Annotated in this window: 14 protein-coding genes; 13 read left to right on the forward strand and 1 reads right to left on the reverse strand. The window is 68.9% G+C overall.

The features are described from left to right. Nucleotides 1-57: 57 nt before the first annotated feature. From C7C45_RS19495 to C7C45_RS19520, 6 genes are all read left to right on the forward strand, one after another. Entirely contained in the window at nucleotides 58-1,569 is a 1,512-nt protein-coding gene (locus C7C45_RS19495) for a sugar ABC transporter ATP-binding protein (RefSeq protein ID WP_110565121.1), read from the forward strand. After that, nucleotides 1,566-2,540 carry an ABC transporter permease gene (locus tag C7C45_RS19500; RefSeq protein ID WP_110565122.1) on the forward strand — a complete coding sequence of 325 codons (975 nt, stop codon included), beginning with the start codon at nucleotides 1,566-1,568 and terminating at the stop codon, nucleotides 2,538-2,540. The genes C7C45_RS19495 and C7C45_RS19500 overlap by 4 nt, the downstream gene beginning before the upstream one ends. 2 nt (nucleotides 2,541-2,542) lie before the next feature. Continuing rightward, nucleotides 2,543-3,526, forward strand: coding sequence for an ABC transporter permease (locus C7C45_RS19505; RefSeq protein WP_208641221.1), 984 nt, complete (start codon nucleotides 2,543-2,545; stop codon nucleotides 3,524-3,526). 12 nt (nucleotides 3,527-3,538) lie between these two features. Continuing rightward, nucleotides 3,539-4,717, forward strand: a complete 1,179-nt coding sequence (locus tag C7C45_RS19510; protein WP_244200451.1) for a substrate-binding domain-containing protein — start codon at nucleotides 3,539-3,541, stop codon at nucleotides 4,715-4,717. Nucleotides 4,718-4,723: 6 nt separating this feature from the next. Further along, entirely contained in the window at nucleotides 4,724-5,575 is an 852-nt protein-coding gene (locus tag C7C45_RS19515; RefSeq protein WP_110565124.1) for a sugar phosphate isomerase/epimerase family protein, read from the forward strand. Nucleotides 5,576-5,680: 105 nt separating this feature from the next. Beyond that, nucleotides 5,681-8,044: an RICIN domain-containing protein gene (locus C7C45_RS19520; RefSeq protein WP_110565125.1), complete on the forward strand. Its 2,364-nt coding sequence runs from the start codon at nucleotides 5,681-5,683 to the stop codon at nucleotides 8,042-8,044. 144 nt (nucleotides 8,045-8,188) lie between these two features. Here C7C45_RS19520 and C7C45_RS19525 read toward each other — a convergent pair whose 3' ends face one another. Then, entirely contained in the window at nucleotides 8,189-9,214 is a 1,026-nt protein-coding gene (locus C7C45_RS19525) for a LacI family DNA-binding transcriptional regulator (RefSeq protein ID WP_110565126.1), read from the reverse strand. 413 nt (nucleotides 9,215-9,627) lie between these two features. Between C7C45_RS19525 and C7C45_RS19530 the strand changes: the two genes are divergently transcribed. The 7 genes from C7C45_RS19530 to C7C45_RS19560 all read left to right on the forward strand — a co-directional run bounded on the left by C7C45_RS19530 (nucleotide 9,628) and on the right by C7C45_RS19560 (nucleotide 19,937). Then, complete coding sequence (locus tag C7C45_RS19530; protein WP_244200452.1) at nucleotides 9,628-10,944, forward strand: ABC transporter substrate-binding protein; 1,317 nt, start codon at nucleotides 9,628-9,630, stop codon at nucleotides 10,942-10,944. Further along, nucleotides 10,941-11,894, forward strand: a complete 954-nt coding sequence (locus tag C7C45_RS19535; protein WP_110565128.1) for a carbohydrate ABC transporter permease — start codon at nucleotides 10,941-10,943, stop codon at nucleotides 11,892-11,894. Before C7C45_RS19530 ends, C7C45_RS19535 begins: the two co-directional genes overlap by 4 nt. Then, the gene (locus C7C45_RS19540; RefSeq protein ID WP_110565129.1) at nucleotides 11,891-12,715 is read left to right on the forward strand and encodes a carbohydrate ABC transporter permease; all 825 of its coding nucleotides are present in this window, start codon (nucleotides 11,891-11,893) and stop codon (nucleotides 12,713-12,715) included. The genes C7C45_RS19535 and C7C45_RS19540 overlap by 4 nt, the downstream gene beginning before the upstream one ends. Before the next feature lie 3 nt (nucleotides 12,716-12,718). Further along, entirely contained in the window at nucleotides 12,719-13,873 is a 1,155-nt protein-coding gene (locus tag C7C45_RS19545; RefSeq protein ID WP_110565130.1) for a serine hydrolase domain-containing protein, read from the forward strand. Nucleotides 13,874-14,315: 442 nt separating this feature from the next. Continuing rightward, on the forward strand, nucleotides 14,316-16,649 hold the full coding sequence (locus C7C45_RS19550) for a glycoside hydrolase family 43 protein (RefSeq protein WP_244200453.1): 2,334 nt from the start codon (nucleotides 14,316-14,318) through the stop codon (nucleotides 16,647-16,649). Nucleotides 16,650-16,851: 202 nt separating this feature from the next. Continuing rightward, the gene (locus tag C7C45_RS19555; protein ID WP_110565132.1) at nucleotides 16,852-19,278 is read left to right on the forward strand and encodes a family 43 glycosylhydrolase; all 2,427 of its coding nucleotides are present in this window, start codon (nucleotides 16,852-16,854) and stop codon (nucleotides 19,276-19,278) included. Between the two features lie 26 nt (nucleotides 19,279-19,304). Next, on the forward strand, nucleotides 19,305-19,937 hold the full coding sequence (locus C7C45_RS19560) for a hypothetical protein (RefSeq protein ID WP_110565133.1): 633 nt from the start codon (nucleotides 19,305-19,307) through the stop codon (nucleotides 19,935-19,937). The last annotated feature ends 31 nt before the right edge of the window (nucleotides 19,938-19,968 follow it).

A 19,968-nucleotide genomic window follows, 5' to 3' on the forward strand; every position in this document is an offset into this window, starting at 1 on the left:
CCGCCGGAACGCGGGGCTGGATCCAGTCGATAACTACTATCTGTGAGGGCTTTCGGGATGTCAGATCCGCCGCCGACGCCGCTGCTCACCCTTCGGGGCATCGGCAAGTCCTTCCTCGGAGTCCGCGTACTCGACGGTGTCGACCTCGACGTCGCGCCCGGTGAGGTGCACGCCGTGGTCGGTGAGAACGGCGCCGGGAAGTCGACCCTCATGAAGATCGTCTCGGGTGGGTACGCCCCGGACGGGGGCACCGTCGAGTTCGCCGGTGAACCGCGCACGTTCCGTGGCCCACGCGACGCGCAGCGGGCCGGGGTCGGCATCATCCACCAGGAGTTCAACCTGCTCCCGGAGCGCACCGTCGCGGAGAACGTCTACCTGGGCCACGAGCCGGTCCGTCGCGGTCTGGTCGACCGTCGGGAAATGCTCGAGCGCACCAGGCGACTGCTCGACTCGATCGGGGAGACCGCGTTGCCGGCCGACGCCCGGGTGGGGCAGCTCGGCGTCGCACAGCAGCAGGTCGTCGAGATCGCCAAGGCTCTCGCCCTGGACGCGCGGCTGCTCATCATGGACGAGCCGACCGCCGCGCTGGCCGACCACGAGGTCGAGCTGCTCTACGGGTTGGTGCGCCGACTCCAGGAGCGGGGCATCGGCCTGCTGTACGTCTCGCACCGGCTCAAGGAGGTCTTCGACCTGTCGAGCCGGATCACGGTCCTCAAGGACGGCCGTCGGGTGACCACGGTGGACACCGCGGACACCTCCGCCGACGAGTTGGTACGACACATGGTCGGCCGGGAACTGTCCAGCTACTACCCGGACCGGGCCGCACCCGAGGACCGGGGTCCGGTTCGGCTCAACCTGCGCGACGTGGGAAACCGGAAGCTGCGCGACGTCAACCTCCAGTTGCGCGCCGGCGAGGTGCTCGGCATCGGCGGCCTGCAGGGCTCCGGACGGTCCGCGCTGGCCCGCGCGATCTTCGGGGTGTCGCCCTTCACGACCGGCGACGTCACGCTCGACGACCGGCCGGTCCGACTGCGCTCACCCCGCACCGCGATGCGGGCCGGCATCGCCTACGTCACCGAGGACCGCAAGGGCGAGGGCATCGTCGGTCGGCAGTCGGTGCTCGACAACGCGCTGCTCGCCAGCCGAGCCGTCTTCGCCGCCCGGTCCGGCCGCGCGGCCCGGACCGTCCGGGTGCGCGAGTTGCTCGCCGCCGTGGAGGTCCGCGGCGCCGGCGACGACCAGGAGATCCGTTTTCTGTCCGGGGGTAACCAGCAGAAGGTCGTGCTGGCCCGATGGCTCGCCCTCAACCCGCGGATCCTGCTCTTCGACGAGCCGACCCGAGGCATCGACGTGGGTGCGAAGTCAGCCATTCACGACCTCGTCCGCCGCCTCGCCCGTGATGGCGCGGCGGTGCTGATGATCTCGTCCGATCTACCGGAGCTGTTGGGGATGAGTGACCGGATCGTCGTCATGCGGGACGGCCACGTCGCGGGTGAGCTGCCCGCCGGCGCGACCGAGGAGGAGGTCGTCGCGTTGGCGGTCGGGACCACACGGGAGATGGCCCAGTGAGCGCTCTGTCGCTGCTGCCGGCCCGACGACCCGTACCGGGTGTGTTCGTGGCCCTGACGCTCACCCTGGCGATCGGCTGGCTGGTTGTCCTCCTGGACGGTGGCCAACTCTTCAACCAGTCCACGACGGTGAGTCTCCTGCACGTCGCGGCCGGCCTCGGGCTTGTGGCTGTCGGCCAGACCCTGGTCATCCTGGGCGGTTCGCTCGACCTCTCCGTGGCGTACGTGATCAGCCTCAGCACTCTCGTCGCGGCCGAGACGATGAACGGCAGTGACGGTGCGCTGTTGCCGGCGGTCGGCCTGGCGCTCGCGGTCAGCGCTGGTATCGGGCTGCTCAACGGGCTCCTCGTGACCAAGCTCCGGGTCAACGCGTTCATCGCGACACTCGGCGTCGGGCTGCTGCTGAAGGGCTACCTCGACAACGGCTACGACGGCCCGGCCGGCACCACCTCACCCACGCTCGTGCAGTCCCTCGGCTACCAGCGGATCGGCCCGGTGCCGGTGTCGTTCCTGCTGCTGGTCGCGGTGACCGCGGCGGCCTGGTTCGCGCTCTCGAAGACCCGCTTCGGCCACCATCTGGTCGCCGTCGGTGGGGACCCGGAGGTGGCCCGGCTCTCCGGGGTCCGCAACGACCGGATCCTCGTCACCGCCCACGTGCTGTGCTCGATGTGTGCCGGCCTCGCCGGCATCTACCTCGCCAGTCGGCTCGGCTCGGGCGCGCCCCGGGTGGGCACCGAGGGCCTCTACGACCTGGAGTCGATCGCCGCGGTGGTCATCGGTGGAACCGCCCTGGCCGGTGGGCGCGGCGGTGTCATCGGCACGGTTGGGGGCGTGCTGCTGCTCGCCAGCATCGACGCGATCTTCAACCAGCTCGAGGTCGACGCCTTCTTCAAGCAGGTGATCCGGGGCGCGATCATCATCGCCGCGGTCGCCGTCTACGCCCGCAGGGCCATGCGAAAGGCGGCTGCCTAGCCATGCAGACCGTTCAGCGTCGTACGCTGCCGCTGCGTCTCCCGCGGGTCCGCCCCGGCGGTCTCCTGCCGATCCTCGCGATTCTCGCCGTGCTGGTGGTGCTCGTCGGCATCCGGCAGCCCGACTTCCTCTCCCCGCCGTCGCTGATGTCGTTCCTCGGCCGTTCGGCGCCGATCATCCTGCTCGCCGCCGGCCAGTACTTCGTGATCGTCTCCGGCGAGTTCGACCTCTCGGTCGGTTCCCTGGTCACCGCGCAGGTGGTCGTGGCCGCCCGGCTCATCGACGGCGACCCGGCGCGTACCTGGCCCGTGGTGCTGCTCCTGCTCGCCTTCGGCGCGTTCGTGGGGTTGGTCAACGGTCTGATCACGACGCGGCTGCGGGTGCCGTCGTTCATCACCACCCTCGGCATGTTCCTGATCCTCGTCGGCGCGGTCTACCTGTGGTCCGACGGCGCCCCGAAGGGTGGGCTCTCCGAGGAGTTCCGGCGGTTCGGTCGGCGGGCCTTCGAGGACGTGCCGCTGCTCGGTCGTGTGCCGTACGCGCTGTTGGTCCTTCTGGCTCTGGCCGTGGTGGCCGTGCTGCTGATGCGGTCCGACTTCGGCCGGACGCTTGTCGCCGTCGGCGACAATCCGCGCACCGCCGAGTTGAGCGGGGTGCGCGTCTGGCGTACCCGAACGATCGCCTTCATCCTCAGCGGGCTCGCGGCGGCGTTCGCGGCGATCCTCCTGGGCGGCTACAGCGGCGTCTCGTTCCAGGCCGGTGCCGGCCTGGAGTTCGGCGCGATCACCGCGGTCGTCCTCGGTGGTGTCGCGCTGGGCGGGGGTCGCGGCTCGGTCGTCGGCGCGATGCTCGGGGCGCTGACCCTCGAACTGCTCTTCGCCCTCATGAATTTCTACGGCGTCTCCGGCGCCCTCAGGTCGACCGTCCAAGGCGCGATCATCCTGCTCGCCGTGGCGGTCTCGGCAACACGTTCTTCGTCGAGATAAAGGGGAACCATAGTGCGACGTTCCATGGCGGTTCTGGCCGCTGTCACCCTGCTGTCCCTCACGGCCTGTGCCACCGACGAGCCGGCCGCGAGCCCGTCGGGCAGCGCGCCCGCCGGGTCGGGCACCGGGGAGCAGTCGAAGTTCTTCGTGCAGGCCGACTATGACGCCGAGCTTGCGCTGTTGACCGCGACCCCGACGGGTCCCGCCGACAAGCCGTGGGAGCAGGTGCTCAACCCGAAGATGGTGGACACCGCCAAGTTCAAGAAGAAGGGTCCGCACAAGATCTGCTTCTCGAACGCCGCGCTGAACAACCCCTGGCGGCAGGTCGGGTTCAAGACCATGCAGGCCGAGGTGGAGGCGCAGAAGAGTCGCATCAAGGAGTTCGTGCACGTCGACGCCGAAGGCAAGGACCAGAAGCAGATCGCGGACATCAACGACCTGCTCGGTAAGAGCTGTGACGCGTTGATCGTCTCGCCGAACACCACTGCCACGCTCACGCCGGCCGTCGAGGCGGCCTGCCAGGCCGGGTTGCCGGTCGTCGTCTTCGACCGTGGTGTCAACACCAAGTGCCCGGTGACGTTCATCAACCCCATCGGTGGTTACGGCTTCGGCCACGTCGGAGCCGAGTTCGTCAGTCAGAAGATGAAGCCCGGCGGGAAGGTCCTCGCCCTGCGGATCCTGCCCGGCGTCGACGTGCTGGAAACCCGCTGGTCGGCGGCGAAGATGGCGTTCGACAAGGCGAAGGTCGACGTCGTTGGCGTCGAGTTCACCGATGGCGATCCGGCCAAGACCAAGAAGATCGTCGACGACTACATCCAGCGGTACGGCACGATCGACGGCGTCTGGATGGACGCCGGAGCGGTGGCCGTCGCGGCGGTCGAGGCGTTCCAGGACGCGGGCAAGCCCGTTCCGCCGATGAACGGCGAGGACCAGCTCGACTTCCTGAAGATCTGGAAGGACAAGAACCTCACCGCGATCGCGCCGACCTACCCGACCTACCAGTGGCGTACGCCGGTCATCGCGGCGCTGCGGATCCTCGACGGCGAGCAGGTGTCCAACCCGTGGAAGCTGCCGCAGCCGACCGTCACCCAGGACAACCTGGACCGGTACCTCGACGCGAGCATGCCGCCGCTGCACTACGCGATGTGCGGCTGCACCGACCTGCCCGGTTACCCGCAGCGCTGGAAGTAGGTCGCGATGTACGCCATCGGTGTCAACCCCTGGGTGTGGGCCTCGCCGGTCGACGACAAGGCCCTGGCCGAATTGATCCCGCGGATCGCCTCGTTCGGCTTCGACGCGGTCGAGTTGCCGATCGAGCAGCCCGGCGACTGGGACCCGGTCCGTACCCGGGACCTGCTGGCCGAACACGGCCTCGTCGCGGCCGGCGTCTGCGCGGCCTTCTCGCCGGGGCGGGAGCTGGTCGACGCCGAGCCGGCCGTGGTGGAGTCGACAGTCGCGTACCTCAACGGGTGCGTGGCGGCCGCCGCGGCCGTCGGAGCGCCGTGCGTCGGCGGTCCCGTGTACGCCTCGGTCGGGCGCACCTGGCGGATGACACCGATGGCTCGCGCGGCCTGCTACGCGGATTTCCGGAGGGCCCTGGCGCCGGTTGCCGAGCAGGCCGGCGAGTTGGGCGTGAGCATCGGTGTCGAGGCGTTGAACCGCTACGAGACCAGCGTCGTCAACACGATCGAGCAGACGGTCGAGTTGATTGACGGGCTCCCGCCGAACGTCGGCATCATGATCGATACGTATCACATGAACATCGAGGAGGCCGACCCCTACGCGGCTCTCGCTGCCGCTGGCCCGCACATCAAGCACGTGCAGGTCAGCGGCAGCAACCGGGGCGCTCCCGGTGCGGACCACTTCGACTGGCCCCGCTTCTTCGCCGTCCTGCGGGACACCGGTTACCAGGGTGCGATCTGCATCGAGTCGTTCACGGCGGAGAACGAGGCCATCGCGGTCGCCGCGGCGATCTGGCGTCCGCTGGCCCCCTCGCAGGACCGTCTCGCCACGGACGGCCTGCGCTATCTGCGGGAGATCCTCGGGTGACCGCCCCCGCTCACCCACCGCCCCGTTCCGGGGATCCGTCCGCCGCCCCCCTCACGTGAGGAGCACCGTCCCGTGTCCGTCTCGTCCATTCCACCGCTGCGGCGAATGCTGGCCGGCGCCGCCGCGACAGCGGTGACCGCCCTGGTCGCGGTAACCGCCTCGGCGTCCCCGGCACTCGCGGCCACCACCACCCTCTACGCGTCGCCCTCCGGCACCGGCACCAGTTGTTCCGCCAGCCAACCGTGTTCGCTGAGTGCCGCGCAGACCGCGGTGCGGGCGATCAACAGCTCGATGTCCGGTGACATCGTCGTCGAGTTGGCCAACGGCGCGTACCGGCTCTCGTCGCCGCTGCGGTTCACCGCGGCCGACTCGGGCAACAACGGCTACCAGGTGATCTGGCGGGCGGCCGCAGGCGCACGTCCGACGATCACCGGCGCTCGCGCGGTCACCGGTTGGTCGCTCGTCGACTCCGGGAAGAACATCTGGCGGGCCAACGTGCCCGCCGGGCTCGACAGCCGTCAGCTCTACGTCAACGGGGCCGTCGCCACCCGGGCGCGTACCGCCGTGAACCGGTCCGACTTCACCTTCACCACCTCCGGTATGCGGTTCAGCAACAGCGCGCTGAACTACCTCAACAACCTCGGCAACCAGAACCGGGTCGAGGTGGAGAGCGTCGGTTCGTTCACCGACCGGTACTCGCCGGTGCAGAGCATCAGCGGCAACTTCCTGACGATGCAGCAGCCCGCCTGGAACAACAACACCTTCGGGTTCGACACGTTGTCCCGCCCGCACCGGGCCGGCCCGTTCTACCTGGCCAACGCGTACGAGTTCCTGGACTCGGCGGGGGAGTGGTATCTCAACCCCAGCAGCGGCCAGCTCAACTACATCCCGCTCGCCGGGCAGAACATGAGCACCGTCAGCGTGGAGCTGCCGCAGTTGCAGTCCCTGGTCAACGTCGGCGGCACCCTCGCCACGCCCGCGCACCACATCTCGTTCAGCGGGATCACCTTCACCGGCACCAGCTGGCTCGGCCCGAGCAGCAGCAACGGCTTCGCCGACCAGCAGACCGGCGCGCACATCGTCGGCTCCTGGGCCCGCCCGTCCGACGCGCTGACCTCCTGCCAGGAGGGCTGCCCGCTGTTCGAGGCCACCCGCCCGAGCTGGGCCCAGATGCCCGCCGCCGTGCAGGTCTCCGCCGCCAACACCATCTCCTTCAGCGACTCGCAGTTCGTCAACCTGGGGCAGACGGCCATCGGCATCGGCAACGACGCCAACGCCCACGCCAGCGGCGTCGGCCTGGGTGCCAGCAACATCACCGTCACCCGCTCCGAGATCGCCCGCAACTCCGCCGGTGGCATCGTGGTGGGCGGTGTCCGCGCCGACGCCCACCACCCGAGCGACCAGCGGATGGTCAACCGCAACATCACCATCAGCAACAACCGGGTGCACGATCTCGGCCTGGAGTACCGCGGCGTGGTCTCGATCCTGACGACCTACGTGAACACGGCGCTGGTCTCGCACAACGAGGTCTACAACATGCCGTACACCGGCCTGTCGGTCGGTTACGGCTGGGGCGCCAACGATGCCGGTGGCAGCCAGCACTACGCCAACCGTGGTCTGTACAACTACCAGCCGCGGTACACCACGGCGACGACGGCGGCGAACAACCAGGTCATCGGCAACTACATCCACGACGTCATGCAGCAGATGACCGACGGTGGCTGCATCTACTCCCTGTCGGCGAACCCGGGCGGGACGATCAACGAGAACTACTGCCTGCGGACCAACGGCTGGTTCGGGCTCTACTTCGACGAGGGCTCGCGCTACTACACCGCCCGCAACAACGTGTTCTCCTCCACCGGCACCTGGGCCACCGCCAACTACTACTACGCGGAGAACATGGGCAACTTCACCGTCACCAACAACTGGTCGACCAACGGCAGCACGAACGTGACGAACGGTGACCGCGGCAACGTCGTCAACAGCAACGTCACGGTCAGCAACGGCAACTGGCCGTCCGGCGCGCAGACGGTGATCAACGCGGCCGGCGTGCAGAGTGGCGGCAGCACCAACCCGCAGAACGTGCAGATCGTGGGCGTCCAGTCGGGGCGCTGTGCCGAGATCGGCAATTCCAGCACGACCAACGGCACGCAGGCCCAGATCTGGGACTGCATCAGTGGTGCCGCCAACCAGCGGTGGACCCACACCGCGAGCCGGCAGCTCATGGTCTACGGCACCAAGTGCCTGGACGCCTCCGGGCAGGGCACCAGCAACGGCACCCAGGTGGTGATCTGGGACTGCAACGGCGGTACCAACCAGCAGTGGAACATCAATGCCAACGGCACGATCACGGGCGTGCAGTCGGGTCTCTGTCTCGACGCGAACAGCGCCGCGACGGCGAACGGCACGAAGTTGATCCTCTGGTCCTGCAGCGGCGGCACGAACCAGCAGTGGCAGGTGCGGAGCTGACCTGACAGCGGGGCACCGAGCGGTCCGGGCTGGGGCGACACGCCTCAGCCCGGACCTGTGCCGTCACGTCGTGGTGAGCGCCCGCGCCGTGTCCGTTTTAGCGCCGGACAAGGTTCGGCTGCGGTGCCGATCCCGCAGTCGTGGTCAGCCGGCCGGAGGCGCCAGGGACCTGCGTCGGCGCAGAGGCATCGGGACGAGCGGCGACTCGGCGACGCCGCCGTCCAGGAGCAGTTCGACAGCACGTCGTCCCATCTGTTCGTGCGGCAGCGCCGTCGTGGCCAGGCTGGGACGGAGCCAGGCGGCGATCGGGTCGTCGTCGAACGAGATCACCGAGATGTCCTCCGGGACGCTCAGCCCCGCCTCGCCGAGCGCCTGGTACGCGCCGAACGCCAGCCGGTCGTTCATGCAGATGATCGCGCTGGGTCGCTTCGACCGGTTCAGGAGAGTACGCATGGCCGCGTAGCCGTGCTCGGGCAGCCACTCGGTGCAGAAACACTCGGCCAGCAGGGAGACGTCCGCCTCGCCCAGTGCCTGCTGGATGCCGTGCAGTCGCGCCCGGGCCGCGAGCGACACCTCCGGGTCGTCCTCCTTGAGCCGGTTGCGGCCGATGAGCGCGATCGCGTCGCGGTGCCCCAGTTCGAGAAGGGCGCTGGCGACCGAGAGGCCGGCCCGCTCGTCGTCGGGAAGCACGCTGGGCAGGCCGTCGGAACTCGTGGCGTTGAGCAGCACCACCGGGCCGCCGAGGATGGCCGGGGGCACCGTCAGCCGTCGGGTGGCCATCGCCGCGTAGATCACCCCGTCGACCTGCCGGTCCAGTACCGCCTCGATGGCGTACTGCTCGAAGGTGGCGTCGCCCTGCGTCTCGGTGATGAGTAGCACGTGGTCCCGTTCGCGGGCCGCGTCGAGGGCGCCGCGGATGAGGTCACCGGCGAAGCGGGTGGTGGCGACGATGTCGGAGACGAACGCGATGGTGGCCGTCTTGCGGGTACGCAGGCTGCGCGCGGCGAGGTTGGGCCGGTAGCCGAGTTCCTCGGCGGCGGCGAACACGCGCTGGTGCGCCTCGGCCGAGAGCCGGGTGCCCTCTCTGCCGTTGAGCACCATCGACGCGGCGGTCTTGGACAGCCCGGCTCTGCGCGCGACATCGGCCAGGGTTGCTCTGTTGCGGCCCATCAGTCCTCCGAATCAGGCGCGGTGCCTCAGGCGCCGCTCCTGCCCATCATGATGCGTCGCCGCCGGAGGGCCAGCGCCGGTCATGCCGGGCGTGGTGTGAACGCGCCGTTTCCGCACCGTTGCCAAGTTGTCCTTGACAGCTTCCCGTGCCACGCGCATGCTCTGCTAAATCAGTTTAGCGACCACTTCTGGCGCATCCAGAGGCGCCTTCGGTGGGCTTTGCCGGGTTCTTTGTGATGACGGTACGGGTGCTGCGCTGGGGCGACTGGTCACGACGTGCGCGGCGTGGCCGGCACCCCGGTCGCGGTGGTCCCGGTGGAGCCGTCGCGCAGCCATGGGCTGCGGGACGCGCGGAGATGTCAAGGAGTCAGGAAATGGCAGAATTGCTGACAAGGTTCCCGCGACGGAGAACTGTGCTCCTCACGTCGCTGCTGGCGATCGGGATGACCGCGACGGCCTGCAGCGCGCCCGGGGAGGACCGGTCGTCGAACACGAAGCCCGATGCCGCCGTCAAGACGGAGCTGGGGACCGACCCGATCACCCTGGAGATGTACGCCGAGACCGGCTTCCCGCTGGCCAAGGCGCTGGCCGACGAGTTCTCCAAGCAGCACTCGAACGTCAAGTTCAACATCCGCGAGGACCAGTTCACGGTGATCGTGGAGAACGCTCCGCGTGTGCTGGCGTCGGACAACTCACCCGACATCATCCGACTCCCCACCATGGTCGACCTGGTCAAGGACGACCTGCTCAAGAACCTCGACCCGTACTTCACCGCGTACGGCTGGGACAAGTTCCCGGCCTCGCAGTTGATGCAGTTGCGCGTCGGTGTCGGCACCCGGGGCACCGGCTCGCTGTACGGGATGGGGCTCGGTTACAGCGTCACCGGCGTCTTCTACAACAAGAAGCTGGCCAGTCAGATCGGCATGACCCAGCCGCCGGCCACCGTCGTCGAGTTCGAGCAGCTGCTGGCGAAGGCGAAGACCGCTGGTGTCCAGCCGATCATGCAGTTCAACAAGAACACCGCGGGCATCAACTTCCCGCACCAGGCACTGCAGAACCAGTTCGGCGATCCGACCCAGGTCGCCGACTGGATCTTCCAGAAGCCGGGGGCCACATTCGACACGCCGGCCGCCCTCAAGGCCACCCAGGCCATTCAGAAGTGGGCGCAGGCCGGCTACTTCCCGAAGGACGCCAACGCGCTGGACTACGCGGGCATGGTGGGGGAGTTCCAGAAGGGCAACGGCCTGTTCATGTTCAACGGTGACTGGGAGTCGGCCAACCTCGACAAGGGGATGCCCGGCAACGCGGGCTTCTTCCTCTTTCCCGCCGAGACCGCCGGTGGCAAGCACGTGGCGATGTCCGCCCCCAATACCTTCGGTGTCTCCGCCAAGGCCAAGAACCCGGATGCTGCCGCCTACTTCCTGAACTGGGTGCACACCAACGCCACGGCGCGCGAGATCGCGGTCAAGGTCGGGGGCTCCAGCCCCGGTGGCCCGAGTGACCTGCCGGTGCCCGCCGCCGCCGCCAACACGGTCCTGGCCGAGACCCTGAAGGCGTCCCAGCAGCTCGGTGCCGAGAACGGCGCGGTGGACTTCACCGCGAACGCGACCGGCGGCATCTTCGCCGCCGCGATCACGCCGGAGCTGCAGAAGCTGGTCGCCGGCCAGCAGACGCCCGAGGGGTACGTGAAGGCGGTCCAGGCCGAGTACGCGAAGGAACTGTCCCGATGACGTCTGCCCTCGGCAGCGCACCAACCGGGCGGGACGTTCGTCGCGCCCGTCCCACCCCCACGCGGGCTCACCGACTTCGGTGGGCCCGCGCGGCCGGGACAGGCTGGTTGTACGTCCTGCCCGCCCTGGTGATGTACGCGGTGTTCGTCCTACGCCCGCTCGCCCTGACCATCCAGTACTCGCTCTACGACTGGAACGGGATCGGGGTGGCCCGCTGGGCGGGCCTGGACAACTACCTCACCGTGTTCACCGACAGCGATCTGCTGAAAATCATCGGCAACGCGGTCATCCTGATCGTCTTCTTCAGCTTCATTCCCGTCGCGCTCGGGCTGTTGGTGGCGAGCATGGTTCGCCGGATCACCACCGGCGCGTTCGGGACCGTGGTCCGGACCATCCTGTTCCTGCCGCAGGTCATCCCTCTGGTGGCGGCTGGCATCGCGTGGAGCTGGCTGCTCTCGTCGAACGGCCTGCTCAACCAGGCGCTGCGCGCGGTGGGCCTGGGCGGCGTCGCCCGCGCGTGGCTCGGCGACTTCGACACGGCGCTACCTGCGGTCGGTGTGATCGGGGCCTGGGTCCTGCTCGGACTCTGCACGATCCTGTTGGTCACCGGCATGAGCAAGATCGATCCGGCGCTCTACGAGGCGGCCCGCCTGGACGGTGCCGGGCCGGTACGGGAGTTCCTCGCGGTGACGCTGCCCAGCCTGCGCCAGGAGATCGGCGTCTGCCTCACCGTGACGATCATCGCGGCTCTGGCCAGCTTCGACATCGTCTACATCTCCACCAGCGGCGGTCCGGGCCTGCAGACCACCGTTCCCGGCCTGGAGATCTACCGGCTGGCCTTCTCGCAGCGTCAGGTCGGGCTCGCCTCGGCGCTCGCTGTCGTGCTCATGGTGCTGGTGCTGGCCTGTGTGCTGCCGATCCAGCGACTCACCCGAGGGGAGAAGCCGTGAACCTGAGCCGACGTGAACAGATGACCGGCCGGGTCTTCCTGATCGCGCTGATCCTCGTCACCCTGCTGCCGTTCGTGAGCATGCTCTCGGCGGCGCTGCAGCCCCGCGGCACCGTGCCGACCGGTCTGGCCTGGCCGTCCGACCCGCAGTGGGGAAACTTCGCCGACGCCTTCACGGCCGCCAACATGGGCGCACTGCTGCGCTCCAGCCTGCTCATCGTCGCGGGTGTCGTGCCGGTGTCCGTGCTCATCGCCACCATGGCCGGGTTCGGGCTCGGTCAGCTGCGGGTGCCCGGCGGCCGACTCGTCTTCGGTCTTCTCCTGCTCGGTCTGACCCTGCCCTTCGAGGCCGTGGTCACCCCGCTCTATTACCAGATGCAGGATCTCGGCCTGCTCAACACCCGCTGGGCCATCATCCTGCCGCTGATCGGCCTGTACATGCCGTTCGCGGTGTTCTGGATGCGCGCGCACTTCACCAACGTGCCGGTCGAGCTGTCCGAGGCGGCCCGGGTGGACGGCAGCAGCACGTGGCAGCTGTTCTGGCGGGTCCAGGTGCCACTCGCCCGGCCGGCGATCGCCTCGCTGACGATCCTCCTGTTCCTCTGGACGTGGAACCAGTTCCTGCTCGCCATCGTCCTCGTCGATGACGCCACCAAACGCACCATGGCCGGGGCGCTCGGGGCGTTCCAGGGTCAGTGGGGCACCGACCTGGTGCTGCTGTGCGCCGGGTCGCTGCTGATTCTCACCCCCACCCTCATCGTGTTCCTGATCTTCCAGCGACAGTTCATCAAGGCCCTGATCCAGGGATCAGTGAAGGGGTAGGCAGTGGTCACACAGCCGCAGATCCACGGCGACGTCGACGAACGCTACGGCCGCGTCGCCGACATCTTCCGCGACAACTTCGCCTCCCACGGTGAGGTCGGCGCCGCGGTCACCGTCTACGTACGGGGTCGCAAGGTCGTCGACCTGTACGGCGGGGTGGCCGACTCCCGGACCGGGCGGCCCTGGGACGCGCACACTCCGGTCGTCGTCTTCTCCTGCACCAAGGGAATCCTGGCGATCTGCGCCTACCTGTTGGTTCAGCAGGGCCGGCTCGATCTCGACGCTCCGGTGACGCGCTACTGGCCGGAGTTCGGACAGCACGGCAAGGCGGACATCCCGGTGCGTTGGCTGCTCACCCACCAGGCCGGCCTTTCCGCGCTGGACCGCCCGCTGACCCTCGACGAGGTTCTGGCCTGGGATCCGGTCATCAAGGCGATCGAGGCGCAGGCCCCGTTGTGGCAGCCGGGCACGGCGCACGGCTACCACTCGATGACCTACGGCTGGTTGGTCGGGGAGGTGATTCGCCGCAGCACCGGCCAGCTTCCCGGCGCGTTCTTCTCCGACACCGTCGCGGAGCCGCTCGGCCTGCACACCTGGCTCGGGCTTCCCGTCGGCGAGAACGACAGCGTCGCCTGGGGGCTGGCGCCGCCTCCGGACGCCGACCCGTTCGTGGACCCGGTCGCCGAGCGGGGAATCACCATGGGTGGCGCCTTCGCCTTCCCTGCCGACGCTGACGGACTGGTGAGCTTCAACGACCCCGCCATCCGGGCCGCAGGCATTCCCGGTGCGGGCGCGGTGAGCACCGCGGAGGGCCTGGCGCGTCTCTACGCGGCCTGCGTGTCCGACGTCCAGCATGGACCCCTGCTCGCGGCCACGTCGGTGGATGACGCGGTCGTCGTCCGTGCACGTGGCCAGCAGCGACACGGCCCGCCGGACACCGGGCAGCGCTGGGGCACCGGCTTTCTGCTGCACTCACCGCCGGCCCGACCCCTTCTGGGCGAGCGCAGCTTCGGCCACGATGGCGCCGGTGGGAACCTGGCCTTCGCCGACGCCCAGCACCAGGTGGGATTCGGTTACGTGATCAACCAGATGCGCGGCATGGGCGACGAGCGGGCCAACCGGCTCACCGCGGCTGTGCGCTCCTGCCTCGACGCCTGAGACAAACGGCTCGCGTTCGGCTCCCCGGTGTCGTCAGGACGGCGCAGGGGAGCCGGCGAGGCCGAGTCGGAGCTGCCTCCGTGTCAGCCCCGTCTGCCTGCTGTTTCATGGTCGCGCTCCCACGGGTGGCACCTCGGTCCATACTGGTGAGTCCACGGTGTTACGGGGACACTTCGGGCGCGTTTCATCGAAGGTCTTGACAGTCCTTGTTAGCGATAACACGATGGCCTTCACGCCGCCCTCGCGCTTGGAGCTCACCTTGGCCGTGTCGATCCGCTCGCGTGTCCCTAGCTCCTCCCAGTCGCTCGGTCCCACCAGCCGGAACAACGCCATCCGCCGCGTCGTCGGGGCATTGAAGGGGTTTCCCTCCACGGTGCAACCGCGTCGGCCCAACGCGATGTGCGCGCTCGCATTGGTCGCCGTCCTGCTGGGTGCCAGCCTCGTGACCACACCCGCAGTCGCGCACGCCGCCGAGGCATGGTCGCCGCGCCCGTCGTACACCTCGACCGACACCGGCGCGGGCACCTACTCGGTGCCACTGCTCAACGCCGACGTGCCGGACATCAGCGTCGAGCGCGTGCCGGCCGCCGAGAACGACGAGGGCCGGGACGTCTACTACATGATCAGCACGACGATGCACCTGAGCCCGGGCGCGCCGATCATGAAGTCGTACGACCTCGTCAACTGGGAGATCGTCAACTACGTCTTCGACCGGGCGAGCATCGGCGACGCCTTCTCGCTGCGCAACGGCCAGAACTCGTACGGCCAGGGCCAGTGGGCCTCATCGCTGCGTTACCACGACGGCATGTTCTACGCCGTCTTCAACACCAACAACCTCAGCGGGGCGTACCTCTACCGCACCGACGACATCGAGAACGGGGCGTGGCAGCGCACCGCCCTCGGCCGTGGTCTGCACGACCCGTCGCTCTTCTTCGACGTCGACGGCACGCCGTACATCTTCTACGGCTCCGGTGGCACCAGCGCCGTACGCCTCAACGCCGGCCTGACGGCCATCGCGCAGGACTACCCGAACATCTTCACGGCCAGCAACTACGCCGGGCAGCCGTTCATCGGCGGCCTGTTCGAGGGCGCGCAGGTCTACCACATCGACGGCTGGTACTACGCCGTCATCATCACCTGGCCGTCCGGTCAGGGGCGCCAGGTCGTCATGTTCCGGTCGAAGGACCTGCTCGGGCGCTACACCTCGGTCGGCGGAGTCAACACCTACGAGGCGCGCGGAGTGCTCAACTCGAACGGCTTCGCACAGGGCAGCCTGGTGCCGATCAGCCGCGAGGGCGGCCGGACCGACTGGCACGGCATGTTCTTCCGCGACACGTTCCCGATCGGTCGGATCCCGGCGCTCATTCCCGCCACCTGGCAGGACGGGTGGCCGACCTTCGGCACCAACGGGGTCGTGCCGGTCAACGGCCTGTTCGACAAGCCAATCCAGCTCAGCCCGGCCGAGGAGGTCTTCGAGCGGCAGAAGAGCATCGTCGCCTCGGACGACTTCGCCAACGACGCGCCACACAAGGCGTACCAGGACGAGCAGTGGACGGTCCCGGCGCCGCTCGACCCGGCGGAGATCGCCCCCAACGGGTCACGGCTGGACCTGGCGTGGGAATGGAACCACGCCCCGGACAACCGGTACTGGTCGCTCACCGACCGCGAGGGTTGGCTGCGGTTGACGGCCGGCAAGGTGGTCACCGGCCAGTACGTCTACACGAAGCTGTCCAACCGGGCCGAGCTGGCCTGGTTCGAGGAAGCCCGCAACACGCTCTCGCAGCGGACGTTCGGGCCACGGCAGTCGGTGGAGACCCGGATGGACATCTCCGCGATGAAGAACGGGGACGTCGCCGGCCTGGCGGCCTACAACCGCGGGTTCTCGTACGTGGCGGTCAAGCGCGTCGGTGGGGTCAACACCCTGGGGGTCGTCAACCGGTCGCAGCCGTTCGCGGTCGACCTCGACCAGTCGACGCTGGAGAACTTCGTGTCGGGCACGACGGTGTCGTTGGGTGACGCGACCGAGGTGCACGTGAAGGCGGACCTCGACTTTTCCTCGCCGGTCGGCCAGTTGTGGACGACGTTCTACTACAGCCTGGACGGGTTGGAGTGGACCCGCCTGGGCAACCGCGTCGGCCCGCAGGCGCTCGACGGCAGCCTCGCGCACTTCATGGGTCACCGGGTCGGTCTGTTCAACTACGCGACCCAGGAGACCGGCGGGAGCGTCGACTTCGACCACTACCTGCTCAGCGACACACTGACCGCGCAGGCCCGGCCGCTGGACACCAGTGCCCTCGACGCGGCCATCGCGCACGCCGAGACGCTCGACCCGCGCCACTACCCGGCCGACGCCTGGGCCGCGACGCAGTCCGCACTCGCGGCGGCGACGGCAGCACGGGCCGGACGGTTCGGCACCCAGAACCAGATCGACGCCCCCGAGCGGGCGCTCAGCTACCAACTGGCCCAGCTCGGTGTGCTCGCCGCACTGCCCGTCACGGTCACCGCCGGGGTGCGGTGCCTGGCCGGGAAGGCGTACGTGGCAGTGCAGGCCCGCAACGACCACGACGGGCCGGTCGGGATCACCGTGGAAACCCCGTACGGAAACCGGTCGTTCGCGGCCGTGGCGCCGGGGGCGAACGTCTACCAGTCGCTCAACACGCGTGCGGCATCGGTGCAGGCCGGTTCGGCGACGGTCCGGGTCACCGGGGTGATCGGTGGCCGGGACGTGACCACCGTACGCACCGCGCAGCACCCCGCCATCACCTGCGGCGGATAACCCACCACGAGCCCTCGGCTCACCGACCAGCACCACCGGCGACCGGCCGGGCGGCGCGGAACAGCGGACCTGTTCCGCGTCGCCGGCCGCGGGCGAGCCGGTGGCGGCAGTCGACCCCTGATGTCCGGACCACCCACGGAAGCACACCCAACGATCCCCCGTACACCGATGACCGCACGTCAGAGTTGAAGGAGGATGTCTCGTGAGACAACGAATGCGACGGGCGACCCGAGGACGGGTCGCGGCGCTCGCGACGGTTGGCCTGATGCTGGCCGCAGGGTTCGGCGCCGGGGCGGCACCCGTCCAGGCCGCCGACACGAATCTCGTCGTCAACGGCGGTTTCGAGGCGGGCCTCGCCAACTGGTTCGTCAACAACGGGAACGCCACCGACGGCGCCCAGCTGTCGGCCACGTCGGACGCCTACTCCGGCTCCGGTGCCGCGCTCGTCACCAGCCGGACGACGACCGGATCCGGACCGATGCAGGACCTCAGCGGCAAGGTGCAGGCCGGCCAGGCCTACGCCCTAACGGCCCGCATCAAGTACGAGAACCCGAACGGGCCGGCCACGAAGCAGTTCTTCGCCACCATGCACTACGGCGGTGGCACCTACACCAACCTCGTCAGCGTGACGGCGACGAAGGGCCAGTGGGCGCAGTTCAACGGGACGTTCACCATCCCGACGGGGCAGAGCGTCTCGACGGCACGCCTGTTCTTCGAGACCCCGTGGACGGCCACGCCGTCCACGGACCCGGACCTGCACCTGATGGACTTCAAGCTCGACGACGTGTCGGTGGTCGGCGCGGCGCCGCCCGCGCCGGCGTCGAAGACGATCGAGGTCGTCGGCAAGCTGCCCGGTGAGCACAACCCGTTGATCGGGCACAAGTTCGGCGCCGACGGCTTCGGCTTCGTGCACGACGGCCGGGTGTACATGTACATGACCAACGACACCCAGGGCTATGCGCCCGACCCCGTCACGGGCGTCTCGCCCGGGATCAACTACGGCAACATCAACCAGATCACGGTGATCTCCTCGGAGGACCTCGTGAACTGGACCGACCACGGCGAGATCCAGGTCGCCGGCCCGAACGGGGTGGCGCCGTTTACCGGCAACTCGTGGGCTCCGGGCATCACCAAGAAGGTGGTGAACGGCGTGGAGAAGTTCTTCCTCTACTACGCCAACGGCGGCGGTTCCAGCAACGTGATCACGGGTGCGTCGCCGCTCGGTCCGTGGACCAGCGAGCGCACGAGCACGCTGATCGACGGCCGGACCCCCGGCGCCGAGACCGTCGCGTGGAAGTTCGACCCGGCTCCGTTCGTGGACGACGACGGCGAGCCGTACCTCATCTTCGGTGGCGGTCCCGCGGCGACGAGCATGCCGCCGGCCGAGCGTTTCAACAACCCGAAGAACATCCGGTCGATCGAACTCGGTGACGACATGGTCTCGACCGAGGGTTCCGCCGCGGTGGTCGACGCTCCGGTCGCCTTCGAGGCGGGCCACGTCTTCAAGCGCGAGGGCAAGTACTACTTCTCGTACTCCTCGCACTTCGGCGGGAACGACTTCGGTGGCAACCAGCAACCGCTCCCCGGTTACCCCGGGGGCGGCCAGATCGGCTACATGATCTCCGACAGCCCGATGTCGTGGCCGAAGGAGGCCTACGCCGGCGTGCTCTTCCCGAACCAGTCGCAGTTCTTCGGCTCGGGCACCGGTGGCAACAACCACCAGTCGGTGTTCGAGTTCGAGGGCAAGTACTACTTCACCTACCACGCCCCGACGTTGAACAAGCGCATCAACGGCAACACGACCCAGGGGTACCGCAGCCCGCACATCCAGGAACTGGCGTTCAACCCGGACGGCACGATCCAGCAGGTGGTCGGCACGTACGCCGGCGTCAACCAGGTCCGGAACTTCGATCCGTACCGCGTCTTCGAGGCCGAGACCTTCGGCTGGAGCAAGGGCGTCGCGACCACGAAGGTCGACGGCAGCTCACCCCAGTTCGGCGGCGCGGCACCGAACCTGGTGGTGCGTGACATCGACAATGGCGACTGGACCGCCCTGTCGTCGGTGAACTTCGGCGACAACGGCGCGCGGAGCGTCACGGCGCGGGTGCGAGCGCTCGCCGCCGGCGCGCAGATCCAGGTGCGCCTGGACGACGTCAACGGTCCCGTTGTCAAGACGATCCCGGTCGACACGGCGTCGGGTCAGTGGGCCGAGGTGACCGCCGAGCTCGAGGGCGTCACCGGCGTGCACGACGTGTACTTCACCTACACCGGCCCGGCGGGCGCTGACCTCTTCGAGCTCGACTCCTGGGCCTTCGCCGCCGCGACGGGCCAGCCGGAGCTGCCCGTCACGGTCACCGCCGAGACGCGGTGTGTGGGCGGCAAGGCGTACGTGGCGGTGCAGGCACGCAACGACCACGACGCGCCGGTGGGTATCGCCCTGGAGACCTCGTACGGCCAGCGGTCGTTCACGGCCGTCGCGGCGGGTGCGAACGCCTACCAGTCGTTCAACACCCGTGCCGCCTCGGTTCCAGCGGGTTCGGCGACGGTCCGGGTGACCGGGACGACCGGCGGACAGGACGTGACGACCGTTCGCACCGTGCAATACCCCGCCAGCACCTGCGGCGGATAACCCTCATGGATGAGAACGGAGATCACATGAACACATACAAACGGCGGCAGATGCTCGCGGCCAGCGCCGTCGGCGCCGTTCTGGCCGGGGCCGCGGTGCTGCCGTCGCCCGCCATGGCCGAGCCGGGCGACGACGCCAGCGTGCGGGTCACGGTCGACATCGACGAGATCAGGGAACCGGGCGTTCTCGCCCTGTCGATCGCCGGCGACGCCGTCGCGCTGTCCGAGGACGGCTCGACCCTGCTGGTTCGCCAGTTCGTCGGTACGCTGCCGACCGTGACGGTCACCGACACCCGGGTCGCCGACGAGGTTCCCGATGGTGCGGCCTGGGCGGTGCTCGGCAGCGCGAGCGACTTCGCGGGCAGTTCCGGCCAGGCGCCCATCACCGCCGACCACCTCGGCTGGAAGCCCCGCCTGCTCGACGGCGGGGAGACCGGCCTGGTCACCGAAGGCGAGGAGGTCGTGACCGCGCTCGACGAGGAGACCCTGCCGGGCAACAACGTCGGCCTCGTCGACCAGGAGCTGTTGGTCTCGGCCTTCGACTCCGAGGCCGTCGCCAGCGACTCGTACTCCGTCAACGCCGACCTGTATCTGCGGACCCCGGCGGAGGTCGCCGCCGGCGAGTACAGCTCCACGCTCACGCTCTCACTGTTCGAATAGTGGTAGGGCGGGGGCCTTCTTCGGCCCCCGC

The organism is Micromonospora arborensis (genome assembly GCF_003205615.1).
Lineage (GTDB): Bacteria > Actinomycetota > Actinomycetes > Mycobacteriales > Micromonosporaceae > Micromonospora > Micromonospora arborensis.

Excerpts from the sequence above, each read along its gene's own strand:
- C7C45_RS19520 (WP_110565125.1), top strand. The coding sequence starts at position 5,681 with ATGCTGGCCGGCGCCGCCGCGACAGCGGTGACCGCCCTGGTCGCGGTA.
- C7C45_RS19495 (WP_110565121.1), top strand. The coding sequence starts at position 58 with ATGTCAGATCCGCCGCCGACGCCGCTGCTCACCCTTCGGGGCATCGGC.
- C7C45_RS19535 (WP_110565128.1), top strand. The coding sequence starts at position 10,941 with ATGACGTCTGCCCTCGGCAGCGCACCAACCGGGCGGGACGTTCGTCGC.
- C7C45_RS19515 (WP_110565124.1), top strand. The coding sequence starts at position 4,724 with ATGTACGCCATCGGTGTCAACCCCTGGGTGTGGGCCTCGCCGGTCGAC.
- C7C45_RS19560 (WP_110565133.1), top strand. The coding sequence starts at position 19,305 with ATGAACACATACAAACGGCGGCAGATGCTCGCGGCCAGCGCCGTCGGC.
- C7C45_RS19525 (WP_110565126.1), bottom strand. The coding sequence starts at position 9,214 with ATGGGCCGCAACAGAGCAACCCTGGCCGATGTCGCGCGCAGAGCCGGG.
- C7C45_RS19505 (WP_208641221.1), top strand. The coding sequence starts at position 2,543 with ATGCAGACCGTTCAGCGTCGTACGCTGCCGCTGCGTCTCCCGCGGGTC.